Here is a 20,960-nt window from a genome sequence, read left to right on the forward strand (position 1 = left end):
AGACACAACGTCTTCTTTTATCCTAAATTGGGGATGGGTGTTCACCCTTATTTATCAATAACGTATTTTAAATCGGTTTTGACGATAACCTGTGGAGGAAAGCTATGACAGTTTTAGAACGAGTACAGGAGATGTTTGACTATCTGTGGGGAGGCGTCAAGCGAATTTTTGGCGCTAACGATGATGAATATCCAGATACAGGTGTTCAACCCTTTGAAGGCGATCGCCCCAAGGAACGGCAATAAATTAGGTGCGATCTAGCCATCCTATTTAAGTTGGGAAATGCTAGATGCTCAGATCCCTTGCTCAGATCCCCGACTTCTTCAAGAAGTCGGGGATCTTGTCCTCATTCGGTTATCGGTGAGGAAGGGCGGGTTTTGTTGTTCCATTATCGGTGAGGAGGGCGGGTTTTGTTGTTCCGTTATCGGTGAGGAGGGCGGGTTTTGTTGTTCCATTATCGGTAAATAGCGTAATTTAGTCCCTAAACCCGCCCCTACAATTGTGCCTAAACCTTGCCCCTACAATTGTGCCTAAACCTGCCCCTACAATTGTGCCAAACCTAGCCCCTATCGTGTCTAAAGGGAAACCAGACAATCGATTTAATCCCTAACTTTAGTTACTGAACTGACGCTCTAGACAGCCTACCCAAAATTTCACTTTTTAATACATCCTGCTGTTGATTGCTTTGAACAATCACAGCGACTTGATTATTGAATATCTCCATATATCGGCGATCGCGTTCATTAAAACTTGTCTTGAAATAATCAGGAACATCAAGAGAATCAGCGGGATTATCCTCCGAAACAGCTCCCGGTTTGCGCTTGTTGAGTAACTGCGTCACCCCCAATAACTCCCCATCGCGACTTAAAACAGGCATACAGAGTAAACTATAGCTGCGATATCCGGTTTCTAAATCCATTTGTTTGGCGTGTAATGCGCCATCATGGTCATACAAGTCATAGGGAATCATCATTAGCTTACTAGATGCTGCCACTTGACCCGCAAACCCCATACCAATTTCACTGCGAATTTCGCCAGCACCAGGAAGTTGAGTCCATAAATCACCCCGTTGGCGATCAACTAGCCACAGGATACTGCGATCGGCATTGGTCAACGTTTGCGCCGCATCCATGACTTTTTGCAGAATTTCCTGAGATGTCCAATTCCCTTGACTAATCGAACTAATCGCTAACCATAACGCATCGATCGCTTGTCGCCCCTGAATGATCCGCATTTCTCGATAAAAGGATTGTACGCCTTCCAGAATCGGCAGAATTGAAGGGACAGATTGAGCCAGTTGTTTTTCATCGTCTTTCCTAAACCCTTTAGGGTCAATGCGTTCAGATAATGGTGCACCGCGATCGCTAGTAGGTTTGAGTTTATTAATTAATTCAATCAGTGCTACCACAGCCTGCTGCGAATTGACGATAGGATAGACTAAATGACTGTGAATCAGATAATCCTTAAACTGAGGGGTAGCTGTTTGAATTAACGTCGAGAGGCTGGGATGCTTCTGACTAATTCGATGTCGCATTGGTTTAGAGATAGAGGCTAACTCGCTTCCATCAGCAGCAAGCTGAACTTCTCTTAATTTCCCCGTTTCATTATCAACAATTAATGACCAAAACGCTTGGTTTTCGCTATTCAAGACAAAAATCGTCGTCTGTTCAGTATCCAGGGTCTTGGTCACTGATTTGGCAATAAAACTTAGCATGTTATGCATCACTTCATCGCTATGGTTGCCCACGGCTTGATTAAGCATCACCAGGGTATTGTGAACCCCTTCTTTGGGTTGAATTTGGGTAAATTGCTTTAAAGTTTCGTGAGTCTTTGCATATTGCAAAATCACACCCACTCGCTCATTAAACACTTGCATGGACTGACAGTCATGCTCATCAAAACTGGCTTGAAATTGTTCAGGTGGTTGGGGCCAATGTTCAGGTTTATAGGACGGGAAATTTCCGGGTTTACGTTTATTAACCAATTGCGTCACGCCAATTAATTCACCATCCGCGTTAAAGACAGGCATACAGAGTAAGCTACAGGTGCGATATCCTGTAGTGCGGTCAAATTTTCGAGAATTGGTTGCATCAGGATGATCGTAGAGGTCAAAGAGAATATTCAGGGGTTGAGCTGTTTTAGCCACCTTACCCACAAATCCCACACCGACAGGGACTCGCATTTGGGTTAAGGAACCATCAGCTTGGAGAATTTTCGTCCACAAATCATGGCGCTCGCGATCCAAAAGCCATAAGGTACTGCGGTCAGCATTCATCAGTTTCTTCGCCGCGTCCATAACCCGTGGCAGGATTTCTTGAATGTCTAAACTACTCCTATCTAGAGAACGAGTGGCTTCGGCTAAAGCGGCGGTTGCTCGCAGTTTCTTTGTGGCACGATAACAGGATTGGCAGCTTTCCAGAATTCGGCGAATTGCCGGAACAAATTCGGCTAATTGCTTTTGATCCCGTTGACTAAAGCCGTGGCGATTGATTAACCAATGTCCTTGATTATCGGAGTTTTTGGGTCGCTTTAATTTGTTGAGTAATTGAATGACAGCAATAACTTGCTGATTTTCATTGGTAATTGGCAACGCCAAGACATTATAGGTATAATAATTGTATTTTTCGTCATATTCTTGAACCAATTCAGACCGCGCATCTTGGTAAACATTCGAGCGAATATTAATGGGTTTTCGAGTTTTTGCCACTTGACCCGCAATTCCTTCCCCTAATCGTACCTGAATATCCAGAAATTCACTCCCTTCATTTTCAGCCACGACTGACCAAAGTTCAGTTTTGTCTTCATTGAGTAAGAAGATAGTCGCGCGATCGGCGCTGAGTAAATCACCAATGCGTAAGGTTACGTCTCGCAACACCTCATACAGCGCCTGCGCCGAATCTCTACCATCAGCAACACAAGCTAGTTGAGAGACTAACAGTTTTCGCTCCAGTTCAGCGAGGGTTTTATGAAATTGTGAATGCTGAGGTTCAGGTTCTAATGCTGCTAGATGTTTTTTGACCCAACTGAGGTTAAAAACTGACCGATAAATGCGATTGTGAACCTTTAAAATACTCCCTTGTTTGACCACTAATCCCGACAATCTCAGTTCCATTTGTTCAGGACTATCATCATCAATAATTTCTCCGTATCGATTCGGGGAAGTGCCAAAGTCTGATATCCCATGAATGGCAGAGGAATGAGACGAAGATAGGATTTTTTGGTAAAGTTTTAACAGGGAACGACTGCGTTGTTCATTTCGGAGTAAGCGATCGCGAATGGTGCGTAAATGTTCGGGTTCATCGTGGCTTTCCCAGTTTTCCAAAATGCGCGATCGCACCAGTTGCTCAACCCAGTGAGATTCTTGTCCTAGCGGTGGTGCATCCTCGGCTTCGACGATTAGCTTGCAGAGTTTCTGCGTCAGAAACGGTTGTCCCTGTGTCCAATTAAGTACCGCTTTCATCAGTTCCTGGGAATTGGCGGATTTGACGGTTAATCCTTGGGTAATAGGTTCGGCTTCGTCTAAGCGAAAACCCGTCAGTTCAATCGCTTCTCCACAATTGAAGGGAAGACTATAGGCTTGGGAACGAATTAAATCCGTTGGCGACGCCACGCCTAAAATCGCAAATGTGAGGCGGTTATATTCTGGTTGATCGGCGCGATTATTATGACAAGCGCGAATTAAACCAAAAAAGTCATTCACGGAAAAAGGCAAGCGCAGAACACTATCGACTTCATCAACAAAGATAATTAATTTTTTTTCCAAAAGCGATTCATGTTTGAGAAGAACCTCTTTAATAAATCGCACTAATCCCTGGGTACTGGACAGAGTTTCATATTTGCTCCACCAGCTATCAAAATCGCCAATTTTCTCCAGGAGATGAAAACTATCAGCTAGGGTATAGGTAATACTGCCATAAAATTCACTTGGCGTAATATCGGGACTAATGATTTCAGTTAAATCAATCGCCGCACAAGCAATTCCTTCCGATTGGAGTCGCGTCATGGTTTGGACGCGCAAGCTGGATTTACCCATCTGTCGGGAATTCAGGACATAACAAAAGAGTCCCGCTTTTAATGCCGTATAGAGAGCGCGATCGGCTTTTCGCCAAACATAGGTGGGAGCATCAGCTGGGAGACTCCCACCGACTTTATATTCGTACATGGTCTACTGAATAAGTCTTGTTGTGGGGGTAGGATGCAGGGGAAGCATGTTCCAGACGTGCCATGGCACTATGGCAAGCTGCGGGAGCAAACTGCGAGTATTCTTTGGTGAATCCTCGATAAATCCATAATAATTTGTTGAAGCATAGTTTCCCAAGCGATTTGTTTGTCTAGGCATCCTGCTTCTGTACCCAATAGACGCCAAAATAGTTCCTCTCTAATATGACATAAATTATAGACTTAAATTCTTTGGTCAATAAATGAGAAGGTGGAGCATTTTCTTGAATTGAGTAAACCCAGTTAAATGACTACTGGCAAACCTCTAATTTTTCTAAGGCTTTCGGATGAGTAACAAAGTAATAGTTGAGCCAATTGCAGCCTCGCAAGAGCATTTCATTTAATTCTTCAACCCGCCATATCCGTGCCGTACCATCATGGGATGCAGTGGCAAGGTACTTTCCGTCGGGGCTAAAACTCACACTCGTTACGGCACTCCGATGCCCCTTAAATTCTGCTAGCGGGTTGCCCGATAAATCCCACAACCGTGCAGTACCATCTTCACCAGCCGTGGCAATGTATTCTCCATTCGGGCTAAAACTCACACTCCTTACCCAACCCTGATGCCCCTGAAATCCCGTTAGCGGGTTACCCGATAAATCCCATAATCGAACCGTGCCATCCTCACCAGCCGTGGCAATATACGGCTCATTCGGGCTAAAGCTGACACTGGTTACCCAGCCTTGATGCCCTTTGAATTCAGCTTTTTGCTTGCCAGACAAATCCCACAATCGGGCAGTGCCATCCGATGAAGCGGTAGCAATGTATTGCCCATTGGGGCTAAAGCTAACACTGGTTAACCAGCTCTGATGTCCCCTAAATTCGGCTTTTTGGTGGCTAAACAAATCCCACAACCGAACAATACCGCCCTCACTCGCTGTGGCAAGGTACTCACCATTGGGACTAAAACTGACACTGGTTACCCAACCCTGATGCCCCTTCAACTCAGCGATTTGATTGCCAGACAAGTCCCACAACCGGGTCGTGCTATCGTCATGGGCAGTGGCAATATACTCACCATTCGGGCTAAAATCGACACTCAAGACTGTACCCTGAACCCCCCCTTGAAATTCAACGAGTTGCTTCCCGGATAAATTCCACAATCGGGCAGTACCGTCAGCCGAAGCCGTCGCCAGGTATTCACTATTGGGGCTAAAACTGACACTCAAGACTTTGCCTTGATGCCCCCCGAATTCCATCAACTGTTTCCCCGATAAATTCCACAATCGGGCAGTACCATCCTCCCCAGCCGTGGCGATGTATTCACCATTGGGGCTAAAGCTGACACTCCAGACTTGACCTTGATGCCCCCCGAATTCCATCAACTGTTTTCCCGATAAGTCCCACAATCGGGCAGTACCGTCTTCCCCAGCCGTGGCAATGTATTCACCATTGGGGCTAAAGCTGACACTCCAGACTTGACCTTGATGCTGCCTGAATTCGACAAGCTGTTTCCCCGATAAATCCCACAACCGGGCAGTACCATCCTCCCCAGCCGTGGCGACGGATTCTCCATTGGGGCTAAAACTGACATGGGTTACCCAACCCTGATGTCCCTTTAATTCAGCTTTTTGATTGCCAGACAAGTCCCACAGTCGGGCAGTGCCATCTGATGAAGCCGTCGCCATGTACTTACTATTCGGACTAAAACTGACATGCCATATTCTTTGCTGATGCCCTTTGATTTGATTCCTTTCTCGAATTTTGTCAAGAATTTGTTGTAGGGCGACAACGGGGCGGGTGGTGAGTTCCTCTGGGAGGAGACGACTATCTTGCGCCTGCTTTTGCAAGGCTTGCCCTGCTTCCATGGCTAAGAGTAACCCTTCGATTTCGCCACCCCTACTTTCGAACCGTTGCAAAGCTTGAAAACTGACCCGTTCAAGTCGAGTAGTTTCCATCGTCTGTTTTAGTTCTCTAATCACTAAGTTGACGACGATTCCTGCAACCGTTGCGCTAAATAAAGAAACGAACAGGATGCCCAAGCCCATGCGAATTGTGCGTTGGGCTTTATGTGTCGCCTCAACCAATATCTGATTTGCCTGTTCGACTGCCTCCTTCTGTTTTCTCTCTAACTCCAACGCCATTCGTTTATCCAATTCTTGACTAGCCGCTAAGAATTGATAATCACGATCGCTTAAACTTTTATTAGTTGCCCACGCCAAGGCTTCTTGCAATGCCTGTCCCTGCAACAGCCGTGATTGATCTTGACAGTTCGATTCCTCCCAGGCAGTAATTCTCTGACTATAGGGTCGCAGATTGGCTAATTCTTGCTCCACCCAACGACGGTTAAAAATCCTGGCATAAATGGGATTATAAACCTTTAAATATCCTTGCCGTTTCACCACCAACCCCGTCAGTCGCAATTCAACTTGTTCCGGACTCTCATCTGTGGGGATTTGTCCCTGCTGTAAGATGTGCTGATAGAGTCCCAGTAATCTACCTGCACACTGTTCATTTACCAGGATGCGATCGCGGATTGTTCTCAAATGCTCTGGTTCATCCCAGGCTTCCCAGTTTTCGATAATACACTGTTGCACTAACAGCTCAATCTCATTAGCCGCCGATGGATTGTCGGGATAGAATTCCTGACCCATTGTATCCCATTCTTGAACAATGAGAGAACATAATTTTTGAGTCAGAAACGGTTGTCCTCCTGTCCAATCCAATACCTCAGATAAAACGGATTCAGCATTCTCTACGTAATTCTGCAATCCTTTGATTAACGCTGACTTGGCTTCGGCAAAAGTAAACCCGGTTAACTCAATGGCTTGACCAATATTAAACGGGGTGCGCTGTTTATCTGCGATCAAATCCGATGGCGTAGCCACTCCCAACAAACAAAATGTTAGACGTTGATAGTCGGGATTATCAACCCGTTGATTATAGCAAGCCCGGATAAAGGCAAAAAAGTCATCTTTGAACTTAATTTTCAGGATACTATCGATTTCATCGATAAAAATGACGATGGTTTCAGATAACTCAATTAACAGTACATCATCAATAAATTCACTCAACCGTTGTACTGGGGATAAAACTTCGCGATCGCGCCACCAGTTGCTAAAGTTAATTTTCCTGGAAAGACGAAACCCACGTAATAACTCAGACACCAATCCGCCATACCATTCTTCTGGCGTCACATGGCTACCAATGCGAGTCATATCAATCGCGGCACATTTAATCCCTTGGGCTTTTAGCTTCTTCGTCATCTGCACCCGCAAGCTGGATTTACCCATCTGTCGAGAGTTGAGAACGTAGCAAAACTCTCCGTTAATTAATCCCTGATACAATTGAGCATCCGCCTGTCGCACCACATAGGTTGGATGTTGATACTCTAGACTTCCACCGACTTTGTAATAGTTTATATCTGGCATACCCTTGACGAATGACTTAACTTTTATTGTGCCCACCTACTTAACCTCGTCACTCTCTACACTCTCCAACTCTCCTACGTGCTTGAGGATGACTAGCCAGATAATCCTTCAGCCATTGACAACCTCGATAAAGGAGTTGATTTAATCCTTCTACCCGCCACAGTCTTGCCGTACAGTCATTTGAGCTAGTGGCAAGATACTGACCATCTGGACTAAAACTCACACTTGACACTCTGCCTTGATGTCCTTTATATTCGGCAATTGGATTTCCCGATAAGTCCCACAATCTGGCTGTGCCGTCACCTGAGCCAGTGGCAAGATACTGACCATCCGGACTAAAACTCACACTTGATACTCCGCCCTGATGTCCCTTGAATTTGGCTAACAGCGTTCCTGATAAATTCCATAGTCGTGCTGTGCGGTCAGTGGACGCGGTGGCAATAGACTGACCATTCGGGCTAAAACTAATATGTCCAACTCTACCTCGATGTCCTTTAAATTCTGCCAATAGCTTTCCTGACACGTTCCATAGCTGGGCTTTGCGGTTACCTGATGTCGTGGCTAGGCGTTCTCCATCTGGACTAAAACAGACATGCCATACCCGACTCTTATGGGATTTGAGTACCCTCAATTGGTTTCCCGATAAATCCCACAACCTCAGTGTGCGATCATCTGAAGTTGTAGCAATTGTCTTCCCATCTGGACTAAAAGTGGCACAGGTGACAATGCCCTGATGTCCCCTAATTTCTACAATCTGTTGGCTAGCTAAGTTCCATAGTCTTGCCGTACCATCCTCTGAAGCAGTGACAAGATGTTCTCCCCTTGGACTAAAACATACCGTTCTCACCCAACTCTCGTGTCCGTTAAATTCAGCAATTAACTTGCCCGATAAATCCCATAACTTCGCTGTACCGTCAGCAGATGCGGTAGCCAGATACTCACCTTGAGGAGAAAAACTAACCTGTTCAACCCAGTCTGTATGTCCCTTAAATTCCGGTTGCGGGTTGGGCAATAAGTGCCACAGTTTAATCGTTCTGTCACTTGAGGCAGTAATTAACTGATTCCCTTGGGGAGAAAAAGAGATACTTTTAACCCAGTTGGCATGTCCGTTAAATGCGGCAATCTGTTTACCAGATAAATCCCATAATCGTGCCGTTTGGTCGGCAGAGGCGGTAGCGAGAAACTCACCTTGAGGGGAAAACCTGACACAAGTGACTCCCCCTTGATGTCTGTTAAACGTGGCAATCTGTTTACCGGATAAATCCCATAATCGTGCCGTTTGGTCGGTAGAGGCGGTGGCGAAGGAGTCACCTTGAGGAGAAAAACTGACACAAGTGACGACTCCTTGATGCCCGTTACATTCGGCAATCTGTTTCCCCGATAAGTCCCACAAGTTGGCTGTGCTGTCACCTGAAGCCGTGACAAGATACTGACCATTGGGACTAAAATCGACGCTATTGACCCATTCGTTGTGTCCAATAAATTCAGTAATCTTTTTTCCGGATAAGTCCCACAACCTTGCCGTACTATCCGCAGAAGCCGTGGCAAGATATTGACTATCGGGACTAAAACAAACTGACCTGACCCCTTTGCTGTGTCCAATCAAATCAGCAATCAGGTTACCCGATAAATCCCATACCTTTGCAGTTCCATCCTCTGAGGCAGTAGCAAGATATTGCCCATTTGGACTAAAACTGAGACGCTTCACCATGCCCTGATGCCCTTTAAATTTGGCTAGCTGCTTACCCGATAAATTCCATAGTCTGGGGGAGGCATATTCTGTGACTGTGGCAAAGTATTTCCCATTGGAATTAAACATTACATCTACATGTCTAACCTTGCCTTGATTGAAGGAGAATTGATTGTATTCTCGAATATTATCCAAAATCACCTGTAATGCCAGTAGCGGACTGGTTGCTGGATAGGTTTGTACGGGGTGACCATCTTGCACTAGCTGTCGTAACGCTTCCCCTGACTCCATGGCGGCGAGTAAGGCTTCGATTTCGCCGAAACCTGACTCAAACTGTCGCAGTGCTTTCACACCTGCCCTCTCAATTTGTGACCCTTCTTTGGCTTCTGCTAAGAGTTGTTCGGCTTTTTGTTTGGCTGAAGCTAAAATTTGTTTGGCTTGCCGTTCTGCCTCTAATTCTTGTTGTTGGCTTTCGGTTAAGAATGCATAATCGACAACCCCTAAACTTTTATTCGCTGCCCACGCCAAGGCTTCTTGTAATGCCTCGCCGCGCAACAGTCGGGATTTGTCTTGACGATTGGATACCTCCCAGGCTCTAATCGCTTGAGAGTAAGGTCGCAAATTGGCTAATTCCTCCTCTACCCAACGATGGTTAAAAATCCCGGCATAAATGGGGTTATAAACTCTTAAATATCCTTGCTGTCTAACGACTAAGCCTGTCAGTCGCAATTCGACTTGTTCCGGACTCTCATCTGTGGGAATTTGTCCCTGCTGTAAGATTTGCTGATAGAGTCCCAGTAATCTACCTGCACGCTGTTCATTTACCAGGATGCGATCGCGTATCGTTCTCAAATGCTCTGGTTCATCCCAGGCTTCCCAGTTTTCTATAATACACTGCTGCACTAACGGCTCAATCTCATTAGCCGCCGATGGATTGTCGGGATAGAATTCCTGACCCATTGTATCCCATTCTTGAACAATGAGATAACACAATTTTTGGGTCAAAAACGGTTGCCCTCCTGTCCAATCCAAGACCTCAGATAAAACCGCTTCAGCATTCTCTACGTGATTCTGCAATCCTTTGATTAACGCTGACTTGGCTTCGGCAAAAGTCAACCCGGTTAACTCAATTGCCTGACCAATATTAAATGGGGTGCGCTGTTTGTCGGTAATCAAATCCGATGGCGTAGCCACTCCCAACAAACAAAAGGTGAGACGTTGATAGTCGGGATTATCCACCCGTTGATTATAGCAAGCCCGGATAAAGGCAAAAAAGTCATCTTTGAACTGAATTTTCAGGATACTATCGATTTCATCAATAAAAATAACAATCTTGTCGGATAACTCAATTAGGAGGACATCATCAATAAATTCACTCAACCGTTGTACCGGGGATAAAATTTCGCGATCGCGCCACCAGTTGCTAAAGTTAATTTTCCTCGAAAGTCGAAACCCGCGCAACAACTCAGACACCAATCCGCCATACCATTCTTATGGCGTCACATGGCTACCAATGCGAGTCATATCAATAGCGGCACATTTTACACCTTGGGCTTTCAGTTTTTTCGTCATCTGCACCCGCAAGCTGGATTTACCCATTTGCCGGGAGTTGAGAACGTAGCAAAACTCTCCGTTAATTAATCCCTGATACAATTGAGCATCCGCCTGTCGCACCACATAAGTCGGGTGGTGATACTCTAAACTTCCTCCTATTTTGTAATAATCGCTATCTGACATAGAGTCATTTTAGATTAGTTGGAATTGATAGTAAATTGCTATAGCATCGGCTAGTGTAATCCCAGTAACAAAAACCCCGTAGAGACGTTGCATGCAACGTCTCTACAATTTGGGTCGCTAGAATTCATAATTCATAATTCTCTGAAAATATTGCCGATATAACTGACAACGAGGAATGACGCGATCGCGCTTTCGCTGAATCAGTCCCATACTGTATAATTGATACGCCTGCATGGTTTCGATTTGTACGGGTTCGGTGGCACTGACAACCTGTTTTAGGGCGGCGGCTAATTCTGAATTTTCTTTCAACATTCCCCAATGTCGGCGCAAATGTGCTTCATAGATTCCTGCTTCGGTTGGCGCATCTTGCAATAATTTGCCGAGTGTCACATCCTGACGGGCTAAGTGATACAGTCCCAATCGCACTAAATAGGGATGTCCCCCTACCATTGCCATTAACTGTAGAACTTGCGTCTCATCCCAATCCAGTTGATAGCGTTGAGCTAAATCGGCGACTTGTTGCGAGGTAAACTCTGGCAATTCTATCGGTAATCCCACATTAAACGGGGATTGATTAATATCCAACGGTCCATAATCTTCCGTTGAATGCGCCACCACCAATCGCAATTCTTCCCAAATATCAACCGTCTTGGCTTCCTCATGCCAACTGCGTAACATGGGAAAGAATCCTTGTGCAATATCGGGGGACTGAAACACTCGATCCGCTTCATCTAATGCCAAGACTAAAGGTGAATCCAGTTGTTCTAATAAATGCTCTTGGATGTAGGTTGTACAATTAACAATACTACCCCGATCCTGATCCCAATACTCATCCAGTTGAGCATCCAGTTTGAGTTTAGAACTGATACAAACACACAACCAGCGCAAAAATCGATTCAGACTGCTAAAAACGTCCGCCTCAGCTTGTAGCAAATTTAACCGCACTGTGGCATAACCCTGGTGTTCTGCATAGTCCAGAATTCGATCCAGCAGCGACGTTTTACCCATTTGCCGAGGTGCTTTAATCCGAATTAGCGCCCCAGGTTGACGAATTGTCTGATAACAATGCTCCTCAATAGGTAGGCGTTCTATATAAAATTGCGAATTGAGTTCCACTGCACTATTCGGTAGTTGCCCAAGAAGGGCGGGTTTAGTGTAGAGACGCGCCATGGCGCGTCTGTACAAGGGGGTTGTCTCCAGAATGTTATCAGTAAAACCCGCCCCTACAACAGAGCGCTTCTGTTCCCGTTGCGGCACGCCTGTGGTTACAGAAGGCGGTGGTGATGCACTAGGGGCGACTTGTTTGGATTTTTCCGGGCGGCGACGTTCCCACTCTAGATTGAACCGTTGCATAATCGCCTCTTTATCGTACCGTTTGTGCCAGAGTTTCAGGGTAAAGTGCCAATCATGTAATCCTTTCTTTCCCGGACGATTATCTTCCAGAATCTCGACAAAATCTGCCAGCCGTCTCAGTGCTTCCTTAATTTGTTCGCTATTTAATTTGCCTTCATAGGGATCTAAGGATGTCAATTCTTGGAGAAATCGCACTTTTGTCCTGACAACCAACTGGTTCTCACTTTGCCAGTTGACCTTTATCTGTAGATGTTCTGTATTCTCCCACTCGTCATTGGCGTAAGCCAGCAACGCTTCTAACAGGCGTTTTGCCCGTTTTTTCGCTTGAGGTCCATAGTTCGGTCTAGCCATCGACAAATCCCACCCAGTAAAACGTTGGGGGATTCCCCTAAGTTGGGTAACATCCCCTAACGATTTATCCCCCATTGTAGATAACTTCTCGCTACCAGCACAGGTAGCTAAGTTGAGGGTAGTTCCGCCGTTGGTAGTAGGCACGCTTCGTGCCTCAAGCACCTCAATAAGAGATAGTTTGTAGGTTGGGTAGAGCGTAAGCGTTACCCAACAGGCTAACCCGATTGGGTTGGGTTACTCGGAAAGAAGGCTCCGCCTACGTTCCCATAGCCCCACAACGGTGATATAGCGCTTTCCCAGCGTGTGAGGTACACCTAAATGTAGGGGCAATGTAGGGGCGCAAAGCTTGCGCCCTTAACGATGTATCGCATCAAACCGGAAATTGCTATATGCTCCCGTTTAGTTGTTCTGACCTCTGCTAGCGGCTATTCGGAAAAAATTGTCACAATAATTATCCAGGTTCTGGAAAAAAGCCAGTTCAGCTTGAGCGGCTTTTACTGTCCTCATTAGTAAGGAACCGTCTTGGTATTTAATATGGCTCTGTTATAGGCTGGTTCTGGCTTTGAGTAGTTTTAGACGGTGTGGATTCGGCTTTCTTTAACATTGGGTTCAATCCCATAAGCCTCACAGGGGAACCCAGTTCAATCTATTTTGTTTTCTGTTGGCATTAAAGGAAATGAGATAAAACTTCTTTATTTTTTTCTAAACAAGTTTTGACTTAAGCTTGAAGTCTAATGTTTGAGTGAACTATAGTAACGGTGGATTAATCAGAGGGTTAAGCGAAGTAAACCTATGTCTAGGATTACCGTTTCCGATTTGCCTTTAGCTGGTTCTGAGTTGTTTCAATGTGCTGAAAGCTTTCTCAGTGATCTAATAGAAGATGACCTGTCGATTACGGCTGGACTACCATTCCCTCTAATTAGATTCAGCATCGTTGATACGGTTCCCATCGGTGGCGAGGATGTTTTCTCTAAGTCTATCTCTTACATTGCGTGATGGATTGCTCGTTCCCTTATATTTAAATAGCTTCATCGGTTATGACATTCCTGTTGAATTCTGATAATATTTTCGATTATTTAGTTGAGCGTAGTTTCTGCCATCCCTCAGATCTAGCTCTCAGTCAGGTTGAGCCAGTTGCTGCCAAAAACTTTAATTTATTGGTAAAATTTACTGACACTCATAAGCTTTTGGTTAAGCAGGAACGGCACAATCAGGACGGAAAAGCGGCTGGTGAGTTTTGGGGGGAGTGGCAGATGCAACTGTTTTTGCAACAATTTCCTGACGTTGAACACCTACGCCCATTTCTGCCAGACGTGCTGCATTTTGATCGGGATCATTCCATTCTTGTCTGCCGTTATCTGGATGATTACCGGGATTTAATGGAGTTCTATACGAAGGAAAATAGTTTTCCTACAGAAATTACGGTGGCAATGGGTAGGTTTCTGGGAACTCTCCATCGCGATACATTTAACTGTCAAGACTATCAGCATTTCTTTACTCAACAGTCGGATACTCTTACAACTGAGCAAGTTCCTAAATTAATTCGGGGGTTGGAACGAATTGGACCCGAAGTTTTTGGTCAAGTGCCTGCTGATGGGTTGAAGTTTTTTGCCCTATATCAGCGGTATGATAGTTTGGGGTGTGCGATCGCGGAATTGGGCGGTGCTTTTTCTCCCTGTTGCCTGACGCACAATGACCTGAAGTTGAATAATATCCTGCTGCACAGGGATTGGGAGCAAACCGATGATAGCATTGTGCGTTTCATTGACTGGGAGCGCTCGACGTGGGGAGATCCAGCGTTTGATTTGGGAACATTGATTGCTAGCTATGTGCAAATTTGGCTGGGTAGTTTGGTGATCAGTAATTCACTCAGTCTTGAAGAGTCTCTGCGGTTAGCGGCGACACCTCTGGAACAGCTTCAGCCTTCTATTGCGGCTCTGACTCAAGCTTATTTTGACAGGTTTCCGGAAATCTTAGACTATCGCCCTGATTTCTTACGGCGGGTGGTGCAATTTGCGGGTTTTGCCTTGATTCAACAGATTCAGGCGATGATTCAGTATCAAAAGTCTTTTGGCAATATGGGGATTGCGATGCTTCAGGTTGCTAAGACGTTGTTATGTCGTCCGGAACAATCGATGGCGACGATTTTTGGTGCTGCGGCGGTTCAATTGACTCAGCGTAGCACAAATGCCACAGATAGTAGGGACACGGCACTGCCGTGCCCATCCGTGTCAACTTAAGCCACAACCTGACTTTTCACGGCATGTGGCGCAACGTTAGTAGAGACGTTGCATGCAACGTCTCTACAACTTTTCGGTGACACCCGGATGTGACTAAACCCGCCCAGACGCGCCATGGCGCGTCTCTACAATAGTTTCTAGACTTCCCGTGAAAAGTCAAAAGCCACAACCCCCTCACCCCCAACCCCTCTCCCACCCTGGGGAGAGGGGAGTAAGAAGGAAGCGTAAGTTCCAAGATATTTAGTGACAAACGATTATGCAATTACTCGATTCTCCTCAAACTCAGCGAACGACTGAGGCAACTGGGCGATTACTGGATGTTCTAGAAGATATTGTTAACAAGGTTGAGATTCAGTCTGATTTCTCGATTCGTCATCCTGATTACAAACCCTTTGAATTACCTGCTGAGGTGGTTGCCCGTTTTCAGAAAATGCCTGGGGATATTCAGCAGAAATATCTGAGTCTGCAACTGCGGAGTTTTCTCTACGGGATTTATTACAATGGCTCGATGCGAACCGCCCTCGCACCAGAGGCGGATTCAAATCCTCTGCCACTAGACCTGGAGAATAATACTATGTTGGGGGTAGATTTGGGGTTTTATCAGCGATTGCATGACAGCAATAGCGGTACTGGCTATTTTGATAGAGGTTGGTATGTTCTCAGGGAGGAAAGTGATGGCAGTTTAGCGGTGACGAAGGGGAGTTTGAGGCTGCATATTCAGCGCGATAAGCATCTTCAACCATCGGAACAGGCTGCTGTTGTGGGTGATTCGGTAGCTATCCGGATGCCTAAGAATTTTGTGCAAAACGGCTTTTATATGGCGGTTGGCAATGTGGGGTCAAATCGTCTTGAGGATGCAAAGGGTGAGTCGGTGACGGTGCGTATCTACTTCAATTTGACTCCTGAAGGTGCAGTTGCGGTGATGGGTAGCCTGACGCGGCGGCTAAATGAGAAGGCGATTCCTTTTAGTTTCAAGGTTTTGTACAATCCAAAGGATTATGGGCGGCATGATTCAGGGGTGCTGTACTTTGATAAGAGTGACTATGAGGGAGTTAGGGACGTTTTGTCGGCTGTGTATGGGGAGAATCAAGCGTATTTTCAGGATGAGGTTCCTTTATTTACGATGCCGCTTGCACCGGGGTTGGGGTTGGCTGAGGAACCTGACCAAAAATTTGCTGAGCAGGAAAGCTTTGGGATGAATCGGTGTCAGATTGTGGCGAATGGGTTGCTGGAAGCTTGGTACAAAGGGGATGAATCGCCAGAGGAGCGGATGAAAGCCATTCTTCAGCATTTCTCCCTCCTGGGAATTGACTGGCAGCGTGCCTACCTCAATGCCAACTCTGAAAACATCTACACGTCGGTGCAATTATGCAGCTAATACTCCTAAGCCTCTGAAGAGGATTTTGCTTTCCCCTCGTTTCTAGCCAGAGCCTGGGAACGAGAAAAGGGGATTTGACGTTCAGCAGGTCTTATTCTCTTTCAACCCAATGTTTACCGTGGGTTGATTTTTTGTGAGCTTTTCTAAGAGGAGCCATGAAGGAGGCAATGGAAACGAAAAAAAGAATAAACTGCTTTAATTATTTATTAAAATAGTCATTATTTTGGAATAAACAGACTCTTTTGATTAATTTAACTCAAACGTGGGTTAATTTGAGCAAAATTTAAGAAATAATTGTAATATTTATTGCCATAATCTAGCTTTAAAGGTCTGGAAATACTAGAGCAAGTATCATAATATGGTCATGGGATGAGGGAATTCAAAGTCTAATCCCAACCGACAAAAATTTACTTGAGAGGACATTTCCAAATGGTTAAGATTACAATCTCCGACTTGCGCCCTGAAGTATTAGAGTTTTTCAAAGCTGTCGAAACCGATGAGGCACTGCAAGAAGAGCTTAAGGCTGCTGACAGTCCAGCAAGCGTAATTAAAATTGCCGCTGAGAATGGCTATGACTTTACCGAGCTGGAACTACAAGCTGCCATGAAAAATCATCTTGTCACACCGGAGGCTCTAGAAGATCTGCCAGAGGAGGAGTTGTTGGCTGTAGCCGGTGGATGCAGCTACTCAGTAAGGTGTGGGCATACTTGTGGTCACACAGCACAAGCAATGATGGAGTTGCTCTGACTTATTAAACTAGCCAGTAGCTTACTGCCCCTGTAATATCAAATTCAGTTAATCATTTATTAGATTGCTGTCAGGGAACAGGTTTCAGGTTCTAAGTTTCAGCAACCCTGACATTAGACCCCTGACACCTGATCCCTTTAATTAATGAAAAGTAACCAATAGGATTTGATATGAGACTTGCTGGCTGGCTCCACTTTAGATTTATAGCGTTGGCAGAATCCCCAATAGTGTAACTATTAACAAACTCAGCAAAAATCGCCGCCAACAGAGGAAACAGCGTTAACTCCACTCTGAGTGCGATCACTTTTTTATCAGTTTCTACTCTCTTCAATTATAATGATTCAATCCGACTTAGCACAGATTATTGCCCAGGCCAGATCTCTATCTGAACGTCTCAGCAATCGGGGCTTCAAGCTTGAAGCCGCCCAAGTTAGTGAACAGCAGATAAGCGATGACCGCCTAGCACATTGGTGTCAGGTCGTTGCTCAGGGAAACTGGGAAAAATTTCAGAAGCGGCTGCGGTGGGATGGGTTAGATATTGATGCAGTGCGTCCGGTGTTGGGTGCGCTGCCTCTCGCGGATAGTCAAGTCCTGCCAACCTGGGCAGAAACACTGAGGGAGATTATTCAAACCGCCTCAGAACTTGTTTTTCAAGAAGAAGCTACTGACCCCTCCCAAATCTCAAATCCCAAATCCTGTCTTGACCCGGAAAATCCGCTGCCATTTGAAGACGTTCTGCTGCCTATCGTTTTGGTGGCGCGGCAGCAATTACTAACTCAGCTGAGGTCTCCGTCATTATCCCCAGGCTATTTACCCTTGGAACTGCTTTCTGAGGAAGCCTACCTGACTTTAGAGCGCAGCTTGCTCCAGAGGCTTATGAAGCTCTGCGCCAAAACCCTGGAATTTGAATTTTCCCATTTTCGTCCATTTGGGCAAACCTTGCTCTCCCTTCTGGGAGGAGAGACGAAAGGCACGCATAGCAAAGTTCGCTACAATGCCTTTGTTCAGAAACTATTGCAGGATGGTTTGCTGGCTTTTTTCCAGAACTATCCGGTGCTGGGCAGGTTAATGGCAACGGCGATTGATTTCTGGGTGGAAGCGACAGCGGAGTTTCTGCAACGTATGAAAGCTGATTTATCCGAAATTCAGCAAGTATTCAATCACTCGACGGAGAAAGGGAATGAAGTCTCCAAAACTCAGCTAGGAAAAGTTACGGAAATCAAGCCTTCCCTCTCTGATCCCCACAATCGAGGCCGCTCTGTGCTTGCCCTCACCTTTGAGTCCGGGTTGAAACTCATCTACAAACCCAAGGACTTGGGATTAGAAGTTGCCTTTAACCAGTTTCTAAGCTGGTGCAATCAGCACGGCGTCCCTCTAACATTCAAAGTCCTAAAGGTGCTCAATCGCCAGGGCTATGGCTGGGTGGAATATGTTGATCACCTGCCCTGTGAGGATGAGGCAGCGGCGCAGCGCTTCTATGAGCGGGCAGGTATACTGCTGTGCCTTCTGTATGCCTTGGGAGGAACTGATTGTCACTACGAGAATTTAATTTCCAGCGGCGAACATCTGGTGCTGATTGACTTGGAAACCTTGATGCACCATGAAGCCAACCCCATGTCCGACTCTCCGGAAGCAGTAGAAGCTGAGACTACCATTAATCAACAAGTCTGGGACTCAGTACTGTGCAGTGGGCTGTTGCCCCGCTGGGAGTTTACCCAAGATTACCGAATCGCCTACGATGTCAGCGGTTTGGGGAGTGTTGACCCCCAGCAAGTCCCCAGGCGGGTGCCGCAATGGAAGTATATCAATACGGATAATATGCGTCTGGCGCACGAGAAAGTCGCATTACCTGTTCAGGCAAATGTACCCATTTTAAATGGGATTGCCCTGTCACCAAATGACTATCTCAACGAACTTGTTGTAGGGTTTCAGCAGATGTATCACTTCCTGATACAGCAGCGGGAGGTGCTGCTAGCGGGTGGTGGCCCTCTCGCAGCACTGAACCATCAGCAGGTGCGGTTTGTTTTCCGGGGCACTAAGGTTTATGGGGTAATTTTAGAAAAGTCTCTTGCTCCTCAATTCCTCCATAATGGCGCTGACAGGAGCATCGAACTGGATATCCTCAGTCGGGCTTTTCTCACAACTCACGATAAGTCCAAAGCTTGGTCGATTTTGCAGGCAGAACTAAGGGCAGTAGAGCAGTTAGATGTTCCGTACTTTAGCGTATCCTCCGACAGTGACACCCTCACTGCTCAGCTAGAGCAACCCATAGAAAAGTATTTTAAAGAGCCTAGCAAAAGCAACGTTATCTCCCGGCTACAAAAGCTCAATGAGACTGATTTAGCTCAGCAAGTTGCGATTATCCAGGGGGCTTTTTATGCCAGAGTAGCGCAGACTCGTAGAATTGGGAAGCCCGAAGTCCCAAACTCATTGGCTCATTTAGCTGCTGATCTCTCACAAAGGAGTCTTTTGACGTCCAAACAGTTACTCCAGAAGGCTCAAGTAATTGCTCAGCAAATTCAAGAACGTGCCATCAATGCAATGGACGGTAGCTTAAACTGGATTGGTTTAGCCTATGTTCCCAATGCTGATCGCTTCCAGATCCAGGTTCTAGGTGATAATCTCTATGATGGAAGTTGTGGCATTGCCCTGTTTCTAGCAGCTTTGGATCATGTCATGGGCAATACTCAGTTCCGCGACCTAGCTTTGGGGGCTTTACGGTCTTTACGGAGAGTTTTGCAGACATCTGATGCTGAATTTATTCAAAGATTTGTTCGGCGCATCGGGATTGGTGGAACTATGGGACTTGGTTCCATAATCTATTCCCTAGTCAGAATGAGCCACTTCCTTCAAAACGCAGTGCTCTTAGAAGATGCCCAGCGGGCTGCTAACCTAATTACACCCGAACTCATCGCTGCTGATCGAAAGTTTGACGTAATGGCAGGGGCAGCGGGTGCAATTTTGGGGCTATTGACACTTTATACTGAGACGGGTGAGCTGGCAGTCTTAGACAAGGCTGTGACCTGTGGTCAGCATCTGCTGGCGCACCGTATTAGCGTTGATAATTCCCCCAGAGCGTGGAGAACTTTGGAGGAGAAGCCGTTAACAGGTTTCTCTCATGGTGCAGCTGGCATTGCTTATGCACTCTTGCGGCTCTATGCAGTAACGCACGACAGAGCATATTTAGAGGCAGCTGAGGAGGGAATTACCTATGAACGCAGTGTTTTCTCTCCAGCAGCCGCCAACTGGCCCGATTTCCGTGACAGCGGAGGACAAAATGGTCAATTTGGGTTTGTAGTCAATTGGTGTCATGGGGCTCCTGGGATTGGCTTAGCACGGTTGGGCGGTTTGTCGATTTTAGAGACGGATGAAATACGTCAAGATGTGGAAGTGGCATTGCAAACTACCCAGAAATATGGCTTGCAGGGCTTAGATCATCTCTGCTGCGGCAACTTTGGTCGGATAGAAGCGCTGCTGGTGGCGGGTCAAAAACTATCGCGCCCAGATTTGCTAAAAACCGCTCAGAAACGAGCCACTTGGGCGGTGGCTCAAGCAGACAAAATAGGGGAGTATCAACTGTTTAACAACTTGTCCAACCCTGTATTCAGCCCCAGTTTTTTTCAGGGAACAGCTGGCATCGGCTACGAGTTGCTGCGGTTAGCGTATCCAGAAGCACTGCCTTCGGTGCTACTGTGGGAATAAACTTTGCTGGCGGACTGCAACAGTATCCAGGAGGTGAGCCTTACACTCGAAACCTAGGCTGTTTGACAGCCTAGGTCGAGGTTGGTCAAAACTTTACATTTCGCTTTATGAGTGCAACTTATTTGGCACAGAGAAACCAGAGGCTGTAGTGGCAGGGGTGAAGCTCTTTCCCT

General features: G+C 46.1%; 11 protein-coding genes. 6 read left to right on the forward strand and 5 right to left on the reverse strand.

Translation table 11 applies throughout. The annotated features are described in order from the left end of the window. Positions 1-104: 104 nt before the first annotated feature. Positions 105-245, forward strand: a complete 141-nt coding sequence (locus tag RIC07_RS09935; RefSeq protein ID WP_446343132.1) for a hypothetical protein — start codon at positions 105-107, stop codon at positions 243-245. A 371-nt stretch (positions 246-616) separates the two neighbouring features. On the opposite strand, the gene RIC07_RS09940 is transcribed toward RIC07_RS09935, so the two are convergent. From RIC07_RS09940 to RIC07_RS09960, 5 genes are all read right to left on the reverse strand, one after another. Next, positions 617-4,162, reverse strand: coding sequence for a GAF domain-containing protein (locus RIC07_RS09940; protein ID WP_446394372.1), 3,546 nt, complete (start codon positions 4,160-4,162; stop codon positions 617-619). A 307-nt stretch (positions 4,163-4,469) separates the two neighbouring features. Continuing rightward, positions 4,470-7,589: a WD40 domain-containing protein gene (locus RIC07_RS09945; protein ID WP_446394391.1), complete on the reverse strand. Its 3,120-nt coding sequence runs from the start codon at positions 7,587-7,589 to the stop codon at positions 4,470-4,472. 49 nt (positions 7,590-7,638) lie between these two features. After that, positions 7,639-10,752, reverse strand: a complete 3,114-nt coding sequence (locus RIC07_RS09950; protein WP_446394373.1) for a WD40 domain-containing protein — start codon at positions 10,750-10,752, stop codon at positions 7,639-7,641. 18 nt (positions 10,753-10,770) lie between these two features. Continuing rightward, entirely contained in the window at positions 10,771-11,016 is a 246-nt protein-coding gene (locus tag RIC07_RS09955) for a hypothetical protein (protein WP_446394374.1), read from the reverse strand. Positions 11,017-11,133: 117 nt separating this feature from the next. Then, on the reverse strand, positions 11,134-12,864 hold the full coding sequence (locus RIC07_RS09960) for an AAA-like domain-containing protein (protein WP_446394375.1): 1,731 nt from the start codon (positions 12,862-12,864) through the stop codon (positions 11,134-11,136). 648 nt (positions 12,865-13,512) lie between these two features. Between RIC07_RS09960 and RIC07_RS09965 the strand changes: the two genes are divergently transcribed. From RIC07_RS09965 to RIC07_RS09985, 5 genes are all read left to right on the forward strand, one after another. Continuing rightward, positions 13,513-13,716 carry a hypothetical protein gene (locus tag RIC07_RS09965; RefSeq protein ID WP_446394376.1) on the forward strand — a complete coding sequence of 68 codons (204 nt, stop codon included), beginning with the start codon at positions 13,513-13,515 and terminating at the stop codon, positions 13,714-13,716. Positions 13,717-13,757: 41 nt separating this feature from the next. Beyond that, a complete protein-coding gene (locus tag RIC07_RS09970) occupies positions 13,758-14,960 on the forward strand; it encodes a phosphotransferase family protein (RefSeq protein ID WP_446394377.1) in 1,203 nt (400 codons plus the stop codon). A gap of 256 nt (positions 14,961-15,216) precedes the next feature. Beyond that, the gene (locus RIC07_RS09975) at positions 15,217-16,338 is read left to right on the forward strand and encodes a T3SS effector HopA1 family protein (RefSeq protein WP_446394378.1); all 1,122 of its coding nucleotides are present in this window, start codon (positions 15,217-15,219) and stop codon (positions 16,336-16,338) included. Between the two features lie 429 nt (positions 16,339-16,767). Then, positions 16,768-17,085, forward strand: a complete 318-nt coding sequence (locus RIC07_RS09980) for a Nif11-like leader peptide family natural product precursor (RefSeq protein WP_446394379.1) — start codon at positions 16,768-16,770, stop codon at positions 17,083-17,085. Positions 17,086-17,421: 336 nt separating this feature from the next. After that, a complete protein-coding gene (locus RIC07_RS09985) occupies positions 17,422-20,787 on the forward strand; it encodes a type 2 lanthipeptide synthetase LanM family protein (protein ID WP_446394380.1) in 3,366 nt (1,121 codons plus the stop codon). Positions 20,788-20,960 lie beyond the last annotated feature (173 nt).

Origin of the sequence: Coleofasciculus sp. E1-EBD-02 (assembly GCF_040218245.1) — a bacterium.
GTDB lineage: Bacteria > Cyanobacteriota > Cyanobacteriia > Cyanobacteriales > Coleofasciculaceae > Coleofasciculus.

Bases quoted from the DNA above. Each gene is read 5' to 3' on its own strand.
- RIC07_RS09935 (WP_446343132.1), top strand. From the start codon at position 105: ATGACAGTTTTAGAACGAGTACAGGAGATGTTTGACTATCTGTGGGGA.
- RIC07_RS09940 (WP_446394372.1), bottom strand. From the start codon at position 4,162: ATGTACGAATATAAAGTCGGTGGGAGTCTCCCAGCTGATGCTCCCACC.
- RIC07_RS09945 (WP_446394391.1), bottom strand. From the start codon at position 7,589: ATGCCAGATATAAACTATTACAAAGTCGGTGGAAGTCTAGAGTATCAA.
- RIC07_RS09955 (WP_446394374.1), bottom strand. From the start codon at position 11,016: ATGTCAGATAGCGATTATTACAAAATAGGAGGAAGTTTAGAGTATCAC.
- RIC07_RS09965 (WP_446394376.1), top strand. From the start codon at position 13,513: ATGTCTAGGATTACCGTTTCCGATTTGCCTTTAGCTGGTTCTGAGTTG.
- RIC07_RS09970 (WP_446394377.1), top strand. From the start codon at position 13,758: ATGACATTCCTGTTGAATTCTGATAATATTTTCGATTATTTAGTTGAG.
- RIC07_RS09975 (WP_446394378.1), top strand. From the start codon at position 15,217: ATGCAATTACTCGATTCTCCTCAAACTCAGCGAACGACTGAGGCAACT.
- RIC07_RS09980 (WP_446394379.1), top strand. From the start codon at position 16,768: ATGGTTAAGATTACAATCTCCGACTTGCGCCCTGAAGTATTAGAGTTT.
- RIC07_RS09985 (WP_446394380.1), top strand. From the start codon at position 17,422: ATGATTCAATCCGACTTAGCACAGATTATTGCCCAGGCCAGATCTCTA.